We start from the raw sequence: 14910 nt of genomic DNA, 5'->3' as shown, positions 1-14910 counted from the left end.
CGACGGGGGAAGATCGACGGGCTGTCCGTGGTGTCGTGTTGGCTCAGCGCAGCGTTCCGCTCCGCTCAGTGGACGGAGTGCTCCTCAAGCGGGAACGTTCCGCCGACGACGTCCTCGGCGAAGGCCTTCGCCGCGTCGCCCATGACCGTGCGCAGGTCGGCGTACTGCTTGACGAACTTCGGCACGCGGCCGCCGGTCAGCCCGAGCATGTCGGTCCACACCAGCACCTGCGCGTCCGTCTCGGCACCCGCCCCGATCCCGACGGTCGGGATGTGCAGGGTGCGCGTCACGTCGGCGGCCAGTTCGGCCGGGACCAGCTCCAGCACGACCGCGAAGGCGCCCGCGTCCTGCACGGCCTTGGCGTCGCGCAGCAGCTTGTGGGCGGCCTCCTCACCACGCCCCTGGACGCGGTAGCCCATGGCGTTGACGGACTGCGGGGTCAGGCCGATGTGGGCCATCACCGGGATGCCGGACTCCACCAGCAGCCGGATCTGCTCGTACGACCGCTCGCCGCCCTCCAGCTTCACGGCGCCGACCCCGGCCTCCTTCACCAGCCGGGTCGCCGTGCGCAGCGCCTGCACCGGACCCTCCTGGTAGGACCCGAAGGGCAGGTCGCCGACGATCAGCGAACGCTTCGTGCCGCGCACGACGGCCGCGGACAGCATGGTCATCTCGTCGAGGGTGACGGGCACGGTGGTGTCGTAGCCCAGATGACAGTTGCCCGCCGAGTCGCCGACCAGGATCACCGGGATCCCGGCCTCGTCGAACACGGACGCGGTCATCGCGTCGTAGGCGGTGAGCATGGGCCACTTCTCGCCCCGCTCCTTGGCGAGGGCGATGTCGCGGACGGTGATGCGGCGAGTGCCCTTGCCCCCGTACAGCGCCTTGCTGCCGTCGGAGGGTGTCTGCTGCGCAGGCTGGGCAGCCGAAAGCTGCGTCATTGCAACGGCTCCTTACGTCATCTCGAGGCGCCCTGACGGCGTCCCCGGACCACGTCCATGGTGGCACCTCGTCCCACGGAGAGCCAGGGCGCCTCGGAGAGACGCGGCGCACGCCCCGCTCCCGCCGAATGTGCGCGTTTCGTTACAAGGGGAACTGGACCCGGGAGGAAGGCCGTCGTGCAGGGCAGGAACGGAGCCGATCATCCCCTAGGGTCTACGCGAGGGGGACGACGGTGTGCACTGCAGGTAGCGAGGCGACGGTATGGCGCAACAGGCGTACGCAACGGAGACGGACAACGGCGGGCCGGGGTCCGACCGCCCCGGCTCTCTGCTCCGGCGCCTGGCCCTCAGACTGACCGACGGCTGGCGCGGCGACCCGCGCGTCTGGCGCCGGGGCGTCGTCGTCGCCGTCCTCGCGGTGCTGCTGGCCCTGGTGATGCTGCTGCACGCGCAGATCCCGAACGTGGTCGGCAACCTGGGCAGCCTCAGCGAGACCTTCCTCCCGTGGTTCGGGGTGTTCGTCCCCGTCCTGCTGATCCTGGCGTTCGTCCGCAGGTCGGCCACCGCGCTGATCGCGCTCCTGCTGCCGACGGTGGTCTGGCTGAACCTCTTCGGCGGGCTGCTCACCGACAAGCCCGCCACCGGCGGCGACCTGACCGTGGCCACGCACAACGTCAACGCCGGGAACGCCGACCCCGAGGGCACCGCGAAGGACGTGGCCGCCTCCGGCGCGGACGTCGTCGCGCTGGAGGAACTGACCGCGGCGGCGGTGCCGGTGTACGAGAAGGCGCTCGCGACGTCGTACAGGTACCACTCGGTGCAGGGCACGGTCGGGCTGTGGAGCAAGTACCCGCTGAGCGGGGTCCGGCCGGTCGACATCAAGCTCGGCTGGACCCGCGCCATGCGGGCCGCGGTCTCCGCGCCGGGCGGGCAGGCGGCGGTGTACGTCGCCCATCTGCCCTCGGTCCGGGTGAAGCTGGAGGCCGGGTTCACCGCCCGCCAGCGCGACAAGAGCGCCGACGCGCTGGGCGAGGCGATCGCCGGCGAGCCGCTGAAGCAGGTGGTCCTGCTCGGCGACCTCAACGGCACCATGAACGACCGCGCGCTCAACGCCGTCACCGCGCAACTGCGCTCCACCCAGGGCGCGGCGGGCAGCGGCTTCGGTTTCAGCTGGCCCGCGTCCTTCCCGATGGCCCGCATCGACCAGATCCTGGTCCGCGGCATCGAGCCGGTGAGCTCCTGGACCCTCCCGCAGACCGGCAGCGACCACCTTCCGCTGGCGGCCAGGCTCCGGCTCGCCTCGTCCGGCTGACGTCCCGGACCCCGCTCCAGCTGATGGTCATGGAGAAGGCATCCGCCGGCCCCTCCCTGGCCTCCTTCGCCAACCAGGCGGCCTTCGACCTCGCCAACGCCGGCGGCGCCTGGATCGGCGGCCCGGCCCTCGCCGCGGGCTTCGGGGTCACGTCCCCGGCCCTGGCGGGCGCGGCGCTCGCGGTGCTGGGCATCGGGGTGGCGGCCGTGGCGTACGCGGTGGACCGGCGCGCGGGCACGGTCACGGGCGGCCGGGCGCTGCTGGTGGCCGGGTCGGCGCGGCAGGAGACGGAGCGGGTGGCGGGCTGAGGCCCGTTCACCGGAACGACGACGCCGGGTGCCCCGTGGCACCCGGCGTCGCCGTTCTCGCGTTCTCGCGGTCAGTCGGTCAGTCGGTCAGTCGGTCAGTCCGTCAGTCGGTCAGTCCGTCAGCCGGTCAGGGGGTCAGCACGTCGTCACAACGACTCGCGCCAGCCGTTGGTGATCGGCAGGCGGCGGTCCTTGCCGAAGCCCTTCGGGGAGATCTTCGTGCCCGGCGGGTACTGGCGGCGCTTGTACTCGGCCGTGTCGACCATGCGCAGCGTCTTGGTCACCAGCGCGGCGTCGAAGCCCGCGGCGACGATCCGGTCGGCGCCCTCGTCCCGGTCGACGTACCGCGCGAGGATCGCGTCGAGGACCGGGTAGTCGGGCAGCGAGTCCGTGTCGACCTGGCCGGGGCGCAGCTCGGCGCTCGGCGGCTTGGAGATGGAGTTCTCGGGGATCGGCGGGGTCTGGCCGCGCTCCGCCGCCGCCCGGTTGCGCCACTCGGCGAGCCGGAAGACCGAGGTCTTGTAGACGTCCTTGATGGGGCCGTACGCGCCCACCGAGTCGCCGTACAGCGTCGAGTAGCCCACCGCCAGCTCGGACTTGTTGCCGGGCGCCAGGACGATGTGGCCCTCCTGGTTGGAGATCGACATCAGCAGCGTGCCGCGCAGCCGGGACTGGAGGTTCTCCTCCGCGAGGCCGGTGAGCCCGAGCGAGCCCATGTAGGCGTCGAACATCGGCTCGATCGGTACGGTGCGGAAGTTGAGGCCGGTGCGCTTGGCGAGCTCGGCCGCGTCACCCTTGGAGTGCTCGGAGGAGTACTTCGACGGCATCGAGACGCCGTGGACGTTCTCCGCGCCGACCGCGTCGCAGGCGATGGCCGCGACCAGCGCCGAGTCGATGCCGCCGGACAGGCCGATCAGGACCGACCTGAACCCGTTCTTCCTGACGTACGCCCGCAGGCCCACGACCAGCGCCGAGTAGACCTCCTCGTCGTCGTCGAGGCGCTCGGCGTACGCGCCGGTGTGCTGCGGCTCGTAGGCCGGCACCGGGTCCTCGGAAAGGACCACCCGGTCGATGCGCAGGCCGTCGTCGACCACGCCCTCGGGGGCCTCGGCGGCCGCCGCGGGGAGGTCGAGGTCCAGGACCACACAGCCCTCGGAGAACTGCGGCGCCCGGGCGATCACCTCGCCCGAGGCGTCCACGACGATCGAGTCGCCGTCGAAGACCAGCTCGTCCTGGCCGCCGACCATGGCCAGATAGGCCGTGGTGCAGCCGGCCTCCTGGGCACGCTTGCGCACCAGTTCCAGACGGGTGTCGTCCTTGTCGCGCTCGTAGGGCGAGGCGTTGATCGACAGCAGCAGCCCGGCCCCGGCCGAGCGGGCGGCGGGCACCCGGCCGCCGTCCTGCCACAGGTCCTCGCAGATCGCGAGCGCCACGTCGACGCCGTGCACGCGCAGCACCGGCATGGTGTCGCCGGGCACGAAGTAGCGGAACTCGTCGAAGACGCCGTAGTTCGGCAGGTGGTGCTTGGCGTAGGCGAGGACGACCTCGCCGCGGTGGAGCACCGCGGCCGCGTTCTGCGGGGCACCTGCCGGCTGGCCGAACTTCGGGCGGGCCGTCCCGCTGCGGTCGAGGTAGCCGACGACCACCGGCAGCTCCCCGAAGCCCTCCTCGGCGAGCCGCGCCGCGAGGGCTCCGAGGGCCGCGCGGGAGGCCTCGACGAAGGAGGAGCGCAGGGCCAGGTCCTCGACGGGATACCCGGTCAGCATCATCTCCGGGAACGCCACCAGGTGGGCTCCCTGCTCGGCGGAGTGCCGGGTCCAGCGGATGACCGTCTCGGTGTTCCCGGCGAGGTCACCGACGCGCGAGTCGATCTGGTTCAGGGCGAGGCGAAGTTGAGGCACGCCCCCAGTGTAATCGTCAGACCGACGCGATGGGGTGGGCGAGGGGTGTGGTCCGGCCCACGGCGGGGCCGGGGCCTACGCGGCTGGGAGTGGCAGCGGGCCCACGCCGGGGCCGGGGCCAGGTGTCCGGGGCGGCGGCGGGCCCATGGCGGGGCCGTGTGGCCGGGGAGGCTGGGTCTGTGGTGGGCCGGGTCAAGTGTCGGGCGGCGAGGGCCGGGTCCAGGTGTCCGGGGTGGCGGCGGGCCCATGGTGGGGCCGCCTACACGAGTCCGGGGAGGCGCCGGGGCCGGTCCACGCGTCCGGGCGGTGGCGGGCCCATGGCGGGGGCCGGTCCAAGTGTCCGGGGCGGCGTCAGGCCTATGGCGGGGCCGGGTCCACGAGTCCGGGGAGGCGCCGGGCATGGCGCGGCCGGGCCTATGAATCCGGGGCCGCGTCCCCGAGTCCGAGCGGGCGGCGCGGCCGGGCTCCACGAGTCCGGGGCGGCTGCGAGCAAGGGCCTTGCGCGCCCGGGGCGGCGGCGAGGAAGGCCCCTGCGCGTCCGAGTGGGCGGTGAGGCCGGGCCCTGCGCGTCCGAGCAGGGGGCCGGGCCCTGCGCGTCCGAGCAGGGGGCCGGGCCCTGCGCGTCCGAGCTGGAGGCCGTGCCCTACGCGTCCGGGGAGGCGCCCCGCTCCTTGAGCATCCCCGCCATCAGGTCGATCTCCGACTGCTGGCCCTCGACCATGCCCTGAGCGAGCTGCTTCTCCACCTCGACCCCGCAGCGCTGGACGCAGCCCTCGGCCATATGGATGCCGCCCCGGTGGTGCTTGGTCATCAGCTGGAGGTAGAGCACCTCGGCCTTGCGTCCGCCGAGCGTCTGGAGCTTCTTCATCTGCGCGTCCGTGGCCATGCCGGGCATCAGCGCGCCCTCGCCCTCGGAGGGCATTTCACCCATGCCCATCCAGGCCATCGGCGGCTTCGCCGACACCTTCGGCAGCTCCCACAGGTCCAGCCAGCCCAGCAGCATGCCGCGCTGGTTGGCCTGCGTCTGCGCCACGTCGTAGGCGAGGCGCCGCACCTCCTCGTCGTCGGTGCGGTCGCGCACGATGTACGACATCTCCACCGCCTGCTGGTGGTGGATCGCCATGTCCCGGGCGAACCCGGCGTCGGCGGAGCCCGCCGACGGCGTCGGGTCCGCGCCGTGGTCCCCGGCGACCGTGTAGGTGAGCGCGCCGACCGCGACCATCACCGCGGCGGCGGCCCCGGTGATCCACCCGGCCTGCGCCCGCCTCACTCCGACAGCCCACCCTGGCAGGCGGCGCCCTTCTCGGGCGTCTGGTCACCCTGGACGTACTTCTCGAAGAACTTGTCCACGTTCGGGTCCTTGGAGCTCGTCACCGTGCGCTGGTGGCCCCAGGCGCTCAGCATGATGGGGTCCTTCTGCTTCTCGTCCGGGCTCATCAGGGTGTACGGCGTCTTCTTGACCTTGGCCGCGAGCGCGTCCACGTCGGCCTTGGCCGCCTTGGAGGTGTACGTCACCCAGACCGCGCCGTGCTCCAGGGAGTGCACGGCGTGCTCGTTCTTGAGCTCCTTGGGGTAGACGTCGCCGTTGCAGTTCATCCACACCTGGTTGTGGTCGCCGCCGACCGGGGGCTCGGCGGGGTACTTCACATCGGTGCCGACGTGGTTGCGGGACAGCGTGCCCTTCCAGGCCTTCACCCCGTCCGCGCCGGTTACGAACTTCCCGGCGGTCGTCTTGCCGTCGCTCGCGGTGTCGTCCTTGTCGTCGCCCTGGGTCTGCACGAGGACGACGCAGCCGATGACGAGGCCGGCGACGACCACGGCGCTGGCGGCGATCGTGAGGATCCTGCCGCGGCGCTCGCGTGCACGCTCGGCGCGGCGCATCTCCTCTACGCGGGCCTTGCGCTCGGCGCTGTTCTTGTTCTTCGCGGAACCCATGGGGGAGCCCCTTCTGGGGAAAGAGAGGACGGTCGGGTCGCCTGATCGTAATGGGATACGACAGTCTGTTCGTAGGGAGGGCTCCGGATTGGCTGGTCCGGCGGTCCGCGCCACTCTGTGGTCACCCATTACGCCCGAGCCTCCCAGCAGGCAAGATGGACTTCGGAGTGTCCATCCGCCGTCCTCCGGGCGTTCAGCGGGGAGTCGGCCGGACGATCATGGTCCGCAACGCGCATGAAACGCTGTTGTGGTGGGATGCTCAGGTGCCCGACCGCCGCTCTTGGCGCGGGAGCAGGCGGCCTGACCAGCAAGGATGGGGAAGCGGAAGATGGACAAGCAGCAGGAGTTCGTGCTCCGGACGTTGGAGGAACGCGACATCCGGTTCGTACGCCTGTGGTTCACGGACGTGCTGGGCTTCCTCAAGTCCGTCGCCGTGGCCCCGGCCGAGCTTGAGCAGGCCTTCGACGAGGGCATCGGCTTCGACGGCTCCGCCATCGAGGGCTTCGCCCGGGTCTACGAGTCCGACATGATCGCCAAGCCGGACCCGTCGACCTTCCAGGTGCTGCCGTGGCGCGCGGAGACCCCGGGCACGGCCCGGATGTTCTGCGACATCCTGATGCCCGACGGCTCCCCGTCCTTCGCGGACCCGCGCTATGTCCTCAAGCGCGCCCTCGCCCGCACCTCCGACCTGGGCTTCACCTTCTACACCCACCCGGAGATCGAGTTCTTCCTGCTGAAGGACCGCCCGCTGGACGGCTCCCGGCCCACTCCGGCCGACAACTCGGGCTACTTCGACCACACCCCGACCAACATCGGCATGGACTTCCGCCGCCAGGCGATCACCATGCTGGAGTCGATGGGCATCTCGGTGGAGTTCTCCCACCACGAGGGCGCCCCGGGCCAGCAGGAGATCGACCTGCGCTACGCCGACGCGCTCTCCACGGCCGACAACATCATGACCTTCCGACTGGTCATGAAGCAGGTCGCGCTGGAGCAGGGCGTGCACGCGACCTTCATGCCGAAGCCGTTCTCCGAGCACCCCGGCTCCGGTATGCACACCCACCTGTCCCTCTTCGAGGGCGACCGCAACGCGTTCTACGAGTCCGGCGCCGAGTACCAGCTCTCCAAGGTCGGCCGCTCCTTCATCGCGGGCCTGCTGCGGCACGCGGCGGAGATCTCCGCGGTGACCAACCAGTGGGTCAACTCCTACAAGCGCATCTGGGGCGGCTCCGAGCGCACCGCTGGCGCGGGCGGCGAGGCCCCCTCCTACATCTGCTGGGGCCACAACAACCGCTCCGCCCTGGTCCGGGTCCCCATGTACAAGCCGGGCAAGACGGGCTCCGCCCGGGTGGAGGTCCGCTCCCTGGACTCCGGCGCCAACCCCTACCTCGCCTACGCCGTCCTGCTGGCCGCCGGCCTCAAGGGCATCGAGGAGGGCTACGAACTGCCCCAGGGCGCCGAGGACGACGTCTGGGCCCTGTCCAACGCCGAACGCCGCGCCCTGGGCATCGAGCCCCTCCCGCAGAACCTCGGCGAGGCCCTGACCCTCATGGAGGGCAGCGACCTGCTGGCCGAGACCCTCGGCGAGCACGTCTTCGACTTCTTCTTGCGCAACAAGAGGTCGGAGTGGGAGGAGTACCGCTCCGAGGTGACCGCGTTCGAGCTGCGCAAGAACCTGCCGGTGCTGTAAGGGCAGGTCCTGCGAGGGATATGCCGAAGGGGGCCGACGACGGATCGTCGGCCCCCTTCGGCGTGTGTGCCTATCGGCGCTGGCTGAGGTCCGCCCCGAACAGGCGCACCAGTTCGTTCTCCACGACCGGGGTGAGTGCCTCGACGTAGGGGTCGGCGAGGTGGCCGTAGTCGCGGTAGACCATGGTGTTGCCGACGACGACCGGGCAGTTGCCGGAGGGGGCGCAGACCCAGTCGTAGGGGTCGATGGTCGCGACCTTCTCGGCCTTGGCCGCCGCGAGGATCGCCTTCGTGACGGCGGGGTTGCGGTCGGCCTCGGAGCGGTCGCGGGCGCAGGCGCCGAGGTCGTCGGGGTGGGCCACCGCGCAGTCCACGGAGTTGTTCTTCGGCCAGGGGGTGTCCAGCAGCGTCAGCACGCGGGTGCGGCCCTGCTGGAGCATCCGGTAGGTCTCGGCCTGGCCCTTGCCCCAGACCTCGGCCATGTCGCCCTCGCCCCACAGCTTCGCGGACTGGGAGCTGGAGGTGATGACCAGCTCGGGCCGCATCTTCCGGATCTTGTCGATGGTGACCTGCCGCCATGTGTCGCAGGTGGAGTACGGGCCGCCGTTGTACGCGATGGTGATCTGGGAGACCTTGCAGGCGTTCTTGGTGAACGAGTACAGCTTCCAATGGTGCTTGCGGGCGATCGCGTCGAACGCCGGGAACCACTGTGCGACGTGCGAGTCGCCGAAGAGGACCACGCTGCGCTCGCCGGTCTTGTCGCCGTACAGGCAGGGCTGGGTCTGCACCTCGTCGGTCATGGTCAGGGCGCAGTCGTCGGTGTAGACCGCGGACCGCTTGTACGCCACGTCGCGCATGCTCGGTTCGAGGTTGGAGGGCAGCTTGTCGATCCGCTCCTCCAGCAGCCGGGTCAGCGCGGCCTGCGGGTCGGAGGTGCCGGTGAGGGCCTCGCGGGTGTTCTGGCGGGCGGAGCCCGAGGCGAGGCCCGGCGGGAACTGCGCGGCGACGACCGCGGTCAGGGCGGCGAGAGCCGACAGGCCGAGGCCCAGGGCCAGACCCCGGTTCGCGCGGGCCTTGAACGCGCGGTGGAAACGCATCGGGTTCTCGACCAGGTGCAGGGTCAGCCAGGCGAGCGGGATGCCGCACAGCGCGGCGATCAGCCGCAGCGGGCCGTCGTGCTCACCGAATCCGACGGCGGCCGGGACGATGAGGATCAGCGGCCAGTGCCACAGGTACCAGGCGTAGGAGATGCCGCCGATCCAGACGGCCGGGCGCAGCGAGAGCAGCGCACCGGCGCCGTAGCGGCCGCCCGCCGCACCGCAGGCCAGGACCGCGGCGGCGCCGACGACCGGGACGATCGCGTTGTAGCCGGGGAAGCGGGTGGTCTCGTCGAAGGCGACTGCGCCGTAGGCGATGGCCGCCAGGCCCGCCCAGCTCAGCACCGCCGCGATCGGCTGCGGGATCTCGTGCAGCCGGTGCGCCGCCAGGGCCAGCAGGGCGCCGACCGCCAGCTCCCAGATGCGTCCCTGGGAGGCGAAGTAGGCCCAGGAAGGGGACGTCTCGGTGAGGTCGAGGTTCACCGCGAAGGAGCCCGCGGCGAGGGCGAGCAGCGGGATCGCCAGCAGGGCCCGGCGCCGGAACAGCTTCAGCGCGACGATCAGCAGGATGGGCCAGATCAGATAGAACTGCTCCTCGACCGCCAGCGACCAGAAGTGCTGGAACGGCGAGGGCGGCACATCCGTGTTGAAGTAGTCGGTCCCGGCGTCGGCCAGCCGGAAGTTGACGACGTACCAGGCGGAGGCGATGGCGTCCTTGGCGTAGTCCGCGAAGCGCAGGGGGCCGAGGAACAGCCAGGAGCCCGCGAGTGTCGCCAGCACCACGAGGGTGGAGGCGGGCAGCAGACGCAGCGCGCGGCGGGCGTAGAACTTGCCGAGGGCGATCTTGCCGGAGCGCTGGTGCTCGCGGAGCATCAGCGAGGTGATCAGGAAGCCGGAGATGACGAAGAAGACGTCCACGCCGATGTAGCCGCCCGCGACCTGGGTCACCCCGGCGTGGGAGAGCGCCACGAGGGAGACGGCCACCGCGCGCAGGCCCTGGATGTCGAGCCGCATCCCCGCGTTGCCGGCCGGGGCAGCCGGCCTGCCGCCGGTACCGCCCTCTCTCGCTTCCGGAATCGGCGGGGCTTCGTCGGCTGCGGACCGAGGCTGGCGCGCGATGCGGAGGACGGGCACCGTGAGGTTCTCCTTGCTCGTGGGCGTCGCCGAGACACGCGCTTGCGCTCACGCCCGCCCCGGCACGGTCCGGGGCTCGTCATCGGCGGGCAGTTCGTCCCGGCCGGAACCGGTGAGGGGCCGACGCCGGTGATCGCCCCGGAGGCAGACGAACGAACTTACCGTCCACCGGGTCCGAGAGCGATCGCATGGCAGTCACATAGTCATAACAAAGGGGGTCGCTGGGTTTGAACGCAGGTGAACTCGGCCCCGCACGGGCCTGCCGAGTGTCGTAAGTCACGCCCCGGGCCGGGTGGCCGGGGCACTTCGTGCGGTGCGGTGCGGGCCGTGACGTAGACACCGGCGGCCGGGCCGGGCCGCCGCCGGCACCCGCGTCATGGCCGGGCGGACCGTCGCCGGCGCCCGCGTCACGGCCGGGCGGAACCAGGGACCTGCCTACTCGCCCTGCTCCGCCCGCTCCGCCTGCTCCGCCAGAAGCTTGTGGAGCGGCTCCGTCAGCCGGCGCCGGTACTCCTGGATCGACCAGCCGTTGCCGTCCGGGTCCTTGAAGTACATGAACGTCGCGCCGTCCTGCGGTGCCCACTGCTGGGGCTCGGAGACGTCCAGGCCCCGGGCGGTGAGCTCCTCGTAGGCGGCCTTGGCGTCGGTGACGCACAGCTGGAGCCCGTGGTAGGTGCCCGGCTTCGGAGTGCCCGTGGGCACTTGGAGGCCGTCCACCAGGGCGATCGAACAGCCCGAGCCGGGCGGGGTGAGCTGGACGATCCGGACCCCGGGCATCACCTCGCCGTCCAGGTCGACATGGAAGCCGACCTTGTCCTGATAGAACTCCTTGGCCCGGTCCACGTCGGACACCGGCAGAAGGACGACTTCGAGGCTCATCTGCATGGCGTGACTCCCTTGTCGCGTCATCCGAAGGTCAGCCGAACCGCCACCGCGTCTGGCTGAACGGCTCCCCCTTACCGAACCCGAAAACCGTGCCCGGCGCCACCGAGTAGACGACGGCGCGCCCGGCGCCGTGCTGGAAATGGCCCTCCCGGACCTCGAAGTGCCAGAAGCTGCCGTACTTCGCCTCCCACGCCGCCGCCAGTTCGCGCAGACGCGCCTCGTCCGTCACCCGCACCGCCTCGCCCTCGACCACCACGTCGTAGCCCCGGTCCCAGGTGTTGGTGCCCGTGGTCAGGACGACCCGCGGGTTCGCCGCGAGGTTGCGCGCCTTGCGTTCCTCCGGGCCCGTGCAGAAGTGCAGCGCCCCCCGCGACCACACCGCGGGGAGCGGGGTGACGTGCGGCCGCCCGTCCGGCCGTACGGTCGAGATCCAGAACAGCTCGGCGGCGGCCAGCAGCTTCTCGGCCTCCGCCCAGTCGGTCGCGGTGGCGGCGGGGTCGCTGTACCGGGTGTCCAGCCTGGTCCGCGGTGTCGTGTCGGGCATCGCCTCTCCTTCCGTGTGCCTGAGGTGGGGACCCGTCTCACGGACGGAACTCATCGGCGCCCGTGAGGCGGACTGCGGTTAGTCTCGAACGGACGACCTTGATCGGACGGGAGGCGGGGCATGACGGCGCCGGGGCGCAGGAGCAGTACCTTCACTCGGCTGCTGCGGCACGGCTTCACCGATCCGTCCGCCGCCGAACGGCTGCTGGACAGCCCGGAGCTGACCGCCGTACGCAGCGACCCGGTGCTGCTGGAGGCCCTCGGCGGCACCGCCGACCCCGACCTCGCGCTGCACGGCCTGGTCCGGCTGCTGGAGGCGCAGTCCGCGCCCACCGACCGCCGCGAGCTGGTCGACACGCTGATAGCGGCAAAGCCGCTGCGTGACCGCCTGCTGGGCGTGCTCGGCGCCTCCGCGGCCCTCGCCGACCACCTCGTCCGGCACCCGGGGGACTGGCGGGAGCTGGTCACGTACGAGCCGCGCGACCTGCACCCGGGCGTGGAGGAGTTCGAGCGCGGCCTCGCCGAGGCCGACGACCCCGTGACGCTGCGCGTCGCCTACCGGCGGTGTCTGCTGTCCATCGCGGCCCGTGACGTGTGCGCCACCACCGACGTCGCCCAGACCGCGGCCGAGCTCGCCGACCTCGCCACCGCCACCCTGCGCGCCGCCCTCGCCATCGCCCGCGCGGCCGCGCCCGGTGACGCCGCGCTGTGCCGGCTCGCGGTGATCGCGATGGGCAAGTGCGGCGGCCACGAGCTGAACTACGTCTCCGACGTCGACGTCATCTTCGTCGCGGAGGCCGCCGAGGGCGCCGAGGAGGACAAGGCGCTGCGCGCGGCCACCAAGCTGGCCTCGCACATGATGCGGGTCTGCTCCGAGACCACCGTCGAGGGCTCCATCTGGCCCGTCGACGCCAACCTGCGCCCCGAGGGCCGCAACGGCCCCCTCGTCCGCACCCTCAGCAGCCACCTCGCGTACTACCAGCGCTGGGCCAAGACCTGGGAGTTCCAGGCCCTGCTCAAGGCCCGCCCGGTCGCCGGCGACCTGGAGCTGGGCGAGGAGTACGTGGCCGCCGTGTCGCCCCTGGTGTGGCAGGCGGCCGAGCGGGAGAACTTCGTCGCCGACGTGCAGAAGATGCGCCGCCGGGTGGTGGAGAACATCCCCGCCGCCGAGCTCGACCGTGAGCTCAAGCTCGGCCCCGGCGGACTCAGGGACGTCGAGTTCGCCGTGCAGCTGCTGCAGCTCGTGCACGGCCGCGCCGACGCCGGCCTGCGCAGCGGCACCACCCTCGACGCCCTCCAGGCCCTCGCCACCGGCGGCTACGTCGGCCGCGCCGACGCCGTGCAGCTCGACGAGGCCTACCGCTTCCTGCGCTCCCTGGAGCACCGCATCCAGCTCTACCGGCTGCGCCGCACCCACCTCGTCCCCGAGGGCGAGGCCGACCAGCGGCGCCTCGGCCGCTCGCTGGGCCTGCGCACCGAGCCGGTCACCGAGCTGAACCGCGAGTGGCGCCGCCACACCGGCGTGGTGCGCCGGCTGCACGAGAAGCTGTTCTACCGCCCGCTCCTGGACGCCGTCGCGCAGCTCGCCCCCGGCGAGGCCCGGCTCAGCCCCGAAGCGGCCCGCGAGCGCCTCATCGCCCTCGGCTACGCCGACCCCGCGGCCGCCCTGCGCCATCTGGAGGCCCTCGCCTCCGGCGTCACCCGCAAGGCCGCCATCCAGCGCACCCTGCTGCCGGTGCTGCTCGGCTGGTTCGCCGACTCCGCCGACCCGGACGCGGGCCTGCTGAACTTCCGCAAGGTCTCCGACGCGCTGGGCAAGACGCCCTGGTACCTGCGGCTGCTGCGGGACGAGGGCGCCGCCGCGCAGAACCTCGCCCGTGTCCTGTCCGCCGGGCGGCTCGCCCCCGACCTGCTGATGCGCGCCCCCGAAGCGGTCGCGCTGCTCGGCGACGGGGACGGCGGCGGTCTCGGCCCGCGCACCCGAGCCCATCTGGAGCAGGAGATCCTCGCCGCGGTGGGCCGCGCGGACGACGCCGAGAGCGGGGTCAGGGCCGCGCGCGGAGTACGCCGCCGTGAGCTGTTCCGCACCTCCGCGGCGGACATCGTCAGCTCCTACGGCACCGAGGCCCAGCCCGCCGAGCCCGACCAGGGAGCGCTGGTGGACCGGGTTGGGGGCGCCGTCTCCGACCTCACCGCCGCCACCCTCGCGGGCACCCTGCGGGCGGTCGTCCGCGCCGGCTGGGGCGAGACCCTGCCCACCCGGTTCGCGATCATCGGCATGGGCCGCTTCGGCGGACACGAGCTGGGCTACGGCTCCGACGCCGATGTCGTCTTCGTGCACGAGCCGCGCGAGGGCGTCTCTGAGCAGGAGGCGGCCACGGCCGCCAACAAGGTCGTCTCCGAGATGCGCCGCCTACTGCAGATCCCCAGCGCCGACCCTCCTCTGCTGATCGACGCCGACCTGCGGCCCGAGGGCAAGTCCGGGCCCCTGGTGCGCACCCTGAAGTCATACGAGGCGTACTACCGCCGCTGGTCCCTCGGCTGGGAGTCGCAGGCACTGCTGCGGGCCGAGCCGGTCGCCGGGGACGAGGACCTGGGGCGGCGCTTCGTCGAGCTCATCGCCCCCCTGCGGTACCCCTCCGGAGGCCTGGACGACGACGCCGTACGGGAGATCCGGCGGCTGAAGGCCCGGATGGAGTCCGAGCGGATGCCGCGCGGCGCCGACCCCAAGCTGCACACCAAGCTGGGGCCCGGAGGCCTGTCGGACGTGGAGTGGACCGTGCAGCTGCTCCAGCTGCGGCACGGGGCGGAGCAGCCCGGACTGCGGACCACCCGCACCCGGGGGGCACTGACCGCGGCGCGGGAGGCGGAGCTGCTGTCCGAGGACCACGCGAGCACCCTCGACGAGGCATGGGTGCTGGCCACACGGGTGCGCAACGCCGTGATGCTGGTGCGCGGGCGGGCCGGGGACACCTTCCCCTCCGACGCCCGGGAGCTGGCCGCGGTGGGCCGCTACCTCGGGTACGGACCCGGGCACGTGGGGGACATGCTGGACGGCTACCGGCGGACCATGCGCCGGGCACGTTCGGTGGTGGACGAGCTGTTCTACGCGGACCGGTAGGACCGGTCATGCGCCCGGACAGGCCCTGAGGCCGCCCGGCCCCC

At 72.2% G+C, this 14910-nt stretch carries 10 protein-coding genes and 1 pseudogene; 4 read left to right on the top strand and 7 right to left on the bottom strand.

Features of this window, described 5'->3' with window-relative positions; translation table 11 throughout:
- Positions 1–65: 65 nt before the first annotated feature.
- Complete coding sequence (panB, locus tag ABZZ79_RS13435; RefSeq protein WP_356689064.1) at positions 66–941, bottom strand: 3-methyl-2-oxobutanoate hydroxymethyltransferase; 876 nt, start codon at positions 939–941, stop codon at positions 66–68.
- 262 nt (positions 942–1203) lie between these two features.
- Between panB and ABZZ79_RS13430 the strand changes: the two genes are divergently transcribed.
- Both ABZZ79_RS13430 and ABZZ79_RS13425 read left to right on the top strand, forming a co-directional pair.
- On the top strand, positions 1204–2253 hold the full coding sequence (locus ABZZ79_RS13430; RefSeq protein WP_356689063.1) for an endonuclease/exonuclease/phosphatase family protein: 1050 nt from the start codon (positions 1204–1206) through the stop codon (positions 2251–2253).
- An 8-nt stretch (positions 2254–2261) separates the two neighbouring features.
- Positions 2262–2561, top strand: a pseudogene (locus ABZZ79_RS13425) (MFS transporter); the annotation flags it as partial.
- Positions 2562–2707: 146 nt separating this feature from the next.
- Here ABZZ79_RS13425 and ABZZ79_RS13420 read toward each other — a convergent pair.
- The 3 genes from ABZZ79_RS13420 to ABZZ79_RS13410 form a co-directional block, all read right to left on the bottom strand.
- Complete coding sequence (locus tag ABZZ79_RS13420) at positions 2708–4462, bottom strand: NAD+ synthase (protein ID WP_356689062.1); 1755 nt, start codon at positions 4460–4462, stop codon at positions 2708–2710.
- Between the two features lie 643 nt (positions 4463–5105).
- Entirely contained in the window at positions 5106–5684 is a 579-nt protein-coding gene (locus ABZZ79_RS13415) for a DUF305 domain-containing protein (protein ID WP_356689163.1), read from the bottom strand.
- A 44-nt stretch (positions 5685–5728) separates the two neighbouring features.
- Positions 5729–6397 carry a DUF3105 domain-containing protein gene (locus tag ABZZ79_RS13410; protein WP_356689061.1) on the bottom strand — a complete coding sequence of 223 codons (669 nt, stop codon included), beginning with the start codon at positions 6395–6397 and terminating at the stop codon, positions 5729–5731.
- Positions 6398–6725: 328 nt separating this feature from the next.
- Here ABZZ79_RS13410 and glnA point away from each other — a divergent pair, with 328 nt between their 5' ends.
- Positions 6726–8087, top strand: a complete 1362-nt coding sequence (gene glnA / locus ABZZ79_RS13405; protein ID WP_356689060.1) for a type I glutamate--ammonia ligase — start codon at positions 6726–6728, stop codon at positions 8085–8087.
- 70 nt (positions 8088–8157) lie between these two features.
- Here the strand turns inward: glnA and ABZZ79_RS13400 are convergent, their stop codons facing one another.
- From ABZZ79_RS13400 to ABZZ79_RS13390, 3 genes are all read right to left on the bottom strand, one after another.
- Positions 8158–10317 (bottom strand): acyltransferase family protein, encoded by a 2160-nt coding sequence (locus ABZZ79_RS13400; RefSeq protein ID WP_356689059.1) that lies wholly within the window; start codon positions 10315–10317, stop codon positions 8158–8160.
- Between the two features lie 435 nt (positions 10318–10752).
- Positions 10753–11202 carry a VOC family protein gene (locus ABZZ79_RS13395; RefSeq protein WP_356689058.1) on the bottom strand — a complete coding sequence of 150 codons (450 nt, stop codon included), beginning with the start codon at positions 11200–11202 and terminating at the stop codon, positions 10753–10755.
- A gap of 31 nt (positions 11203–11233) precedes the next feature.
- On the bottom strand, positions 11234–11746 hold the full coding sequence (locus ABZZ79_RS13390; protein ID WP_356689057.1) for a pyridoxamine 5'-phosphate oxidase family protein: 513 nt from the start codon (positions 11744–11746) through the stop codon (positions 11234–11236).
- A 120-nt stretch (positions 11747–11866) separates the two neighbouring features.
- Between ABZZ79_RS13390 and ABZZ79_RS13385 the strand changes: the two genes are divergently transcribed.
- Entirely contained in the window at positions 11867–14866 is a 3000-nt protein-coding gene (locus ABZZ79_RS13385; RefSeq protein ID WP_356689056.1) for a bifunctional [glutamine synthetase] adenylyltransferase/[glutamine synthetase]-adenylyl-L-tyrosine phosphorylase, read from the top strand.
- Positions 14867–14910 lie beyond the last annotated feature (44 nt).

The sequence above is a fragment of the Streptomyces sp. NPDC006458 genome, assembly GCF_040612135.1.
Lineage (GTDB): Bacteria > Actinomycetota > Actinomycetes > Streptomycetales > Streptomycetaceae > Streptomyces.
Note: the sequence above shows the minus strand (reverse complement) of the source record. Positions and strands in the feature narration are given on the sequence as shown.

What these genes read in the sequence shown, in the direction of transcription:
- panB (WP_356689064.1), bottom strand. Translation starts at nt 941, where the DNA reads ATGACGCAGCTTTCGGCTGCCCAGCCTGCGCAGCAGACACCCTCCGAC.
- ABZZ79_RS13430 (WP_356689063.1), top strand. Translation starts at nt 1,204, where the DNA reads ATGGCGCAACAGGCGTACGCAACGGAGACGGACAACGGCGGGCCGGGG.
- ABZZ79_RS13415 (WP_356689163.1), bottom strand. Translation starts at nt 5,684, where the DNA reads ATGGTCGCGGTCGGCGCGCTCACCTACACGGTCGCCGGGGACCACGGC.
- ABZZ79_RS13410 (WP_356689061.1), bottom strand. Translation starts at nt 6,397, where the DNA reads ATGGGTTCCGCGAAGAACAAGAACAGCGCCGAGCGCAAGGCCCGCGTA.
- glnA (WP_356689060.1), top strand. Translation starts at nt 6,726, where the DNA reads ATGGACAAGCAGCAGGAGTTCGTGCTCCGGACGTTGGAGGAACGCGAC.
- ABZZ79_RS13395 (WP_356689058.1), bottom strand. Translation starts at nt 11,202, where the DNA reads ATGCAGATGAGCCTCGAAGTCGTCCTTCTGCCGGTGTCCGACGTGGAC.
- ABZZ79_RS13390 (WP_356689057.1), bottom strand. Translation starts at nt 11,746, where the DNA reads ATGCCCGACACGACACCGCGGACCAGGCTGGACACCCGGTACAGCGAC.
- ABZZ79_RS13385 (WP_356689056.1), top strand. Translation starts at nt 11,867, where the DNA reads ATGACGGCGCCGGGGCGCAGGAGCAGTACCTTCACTCGGCTGCTGCGG.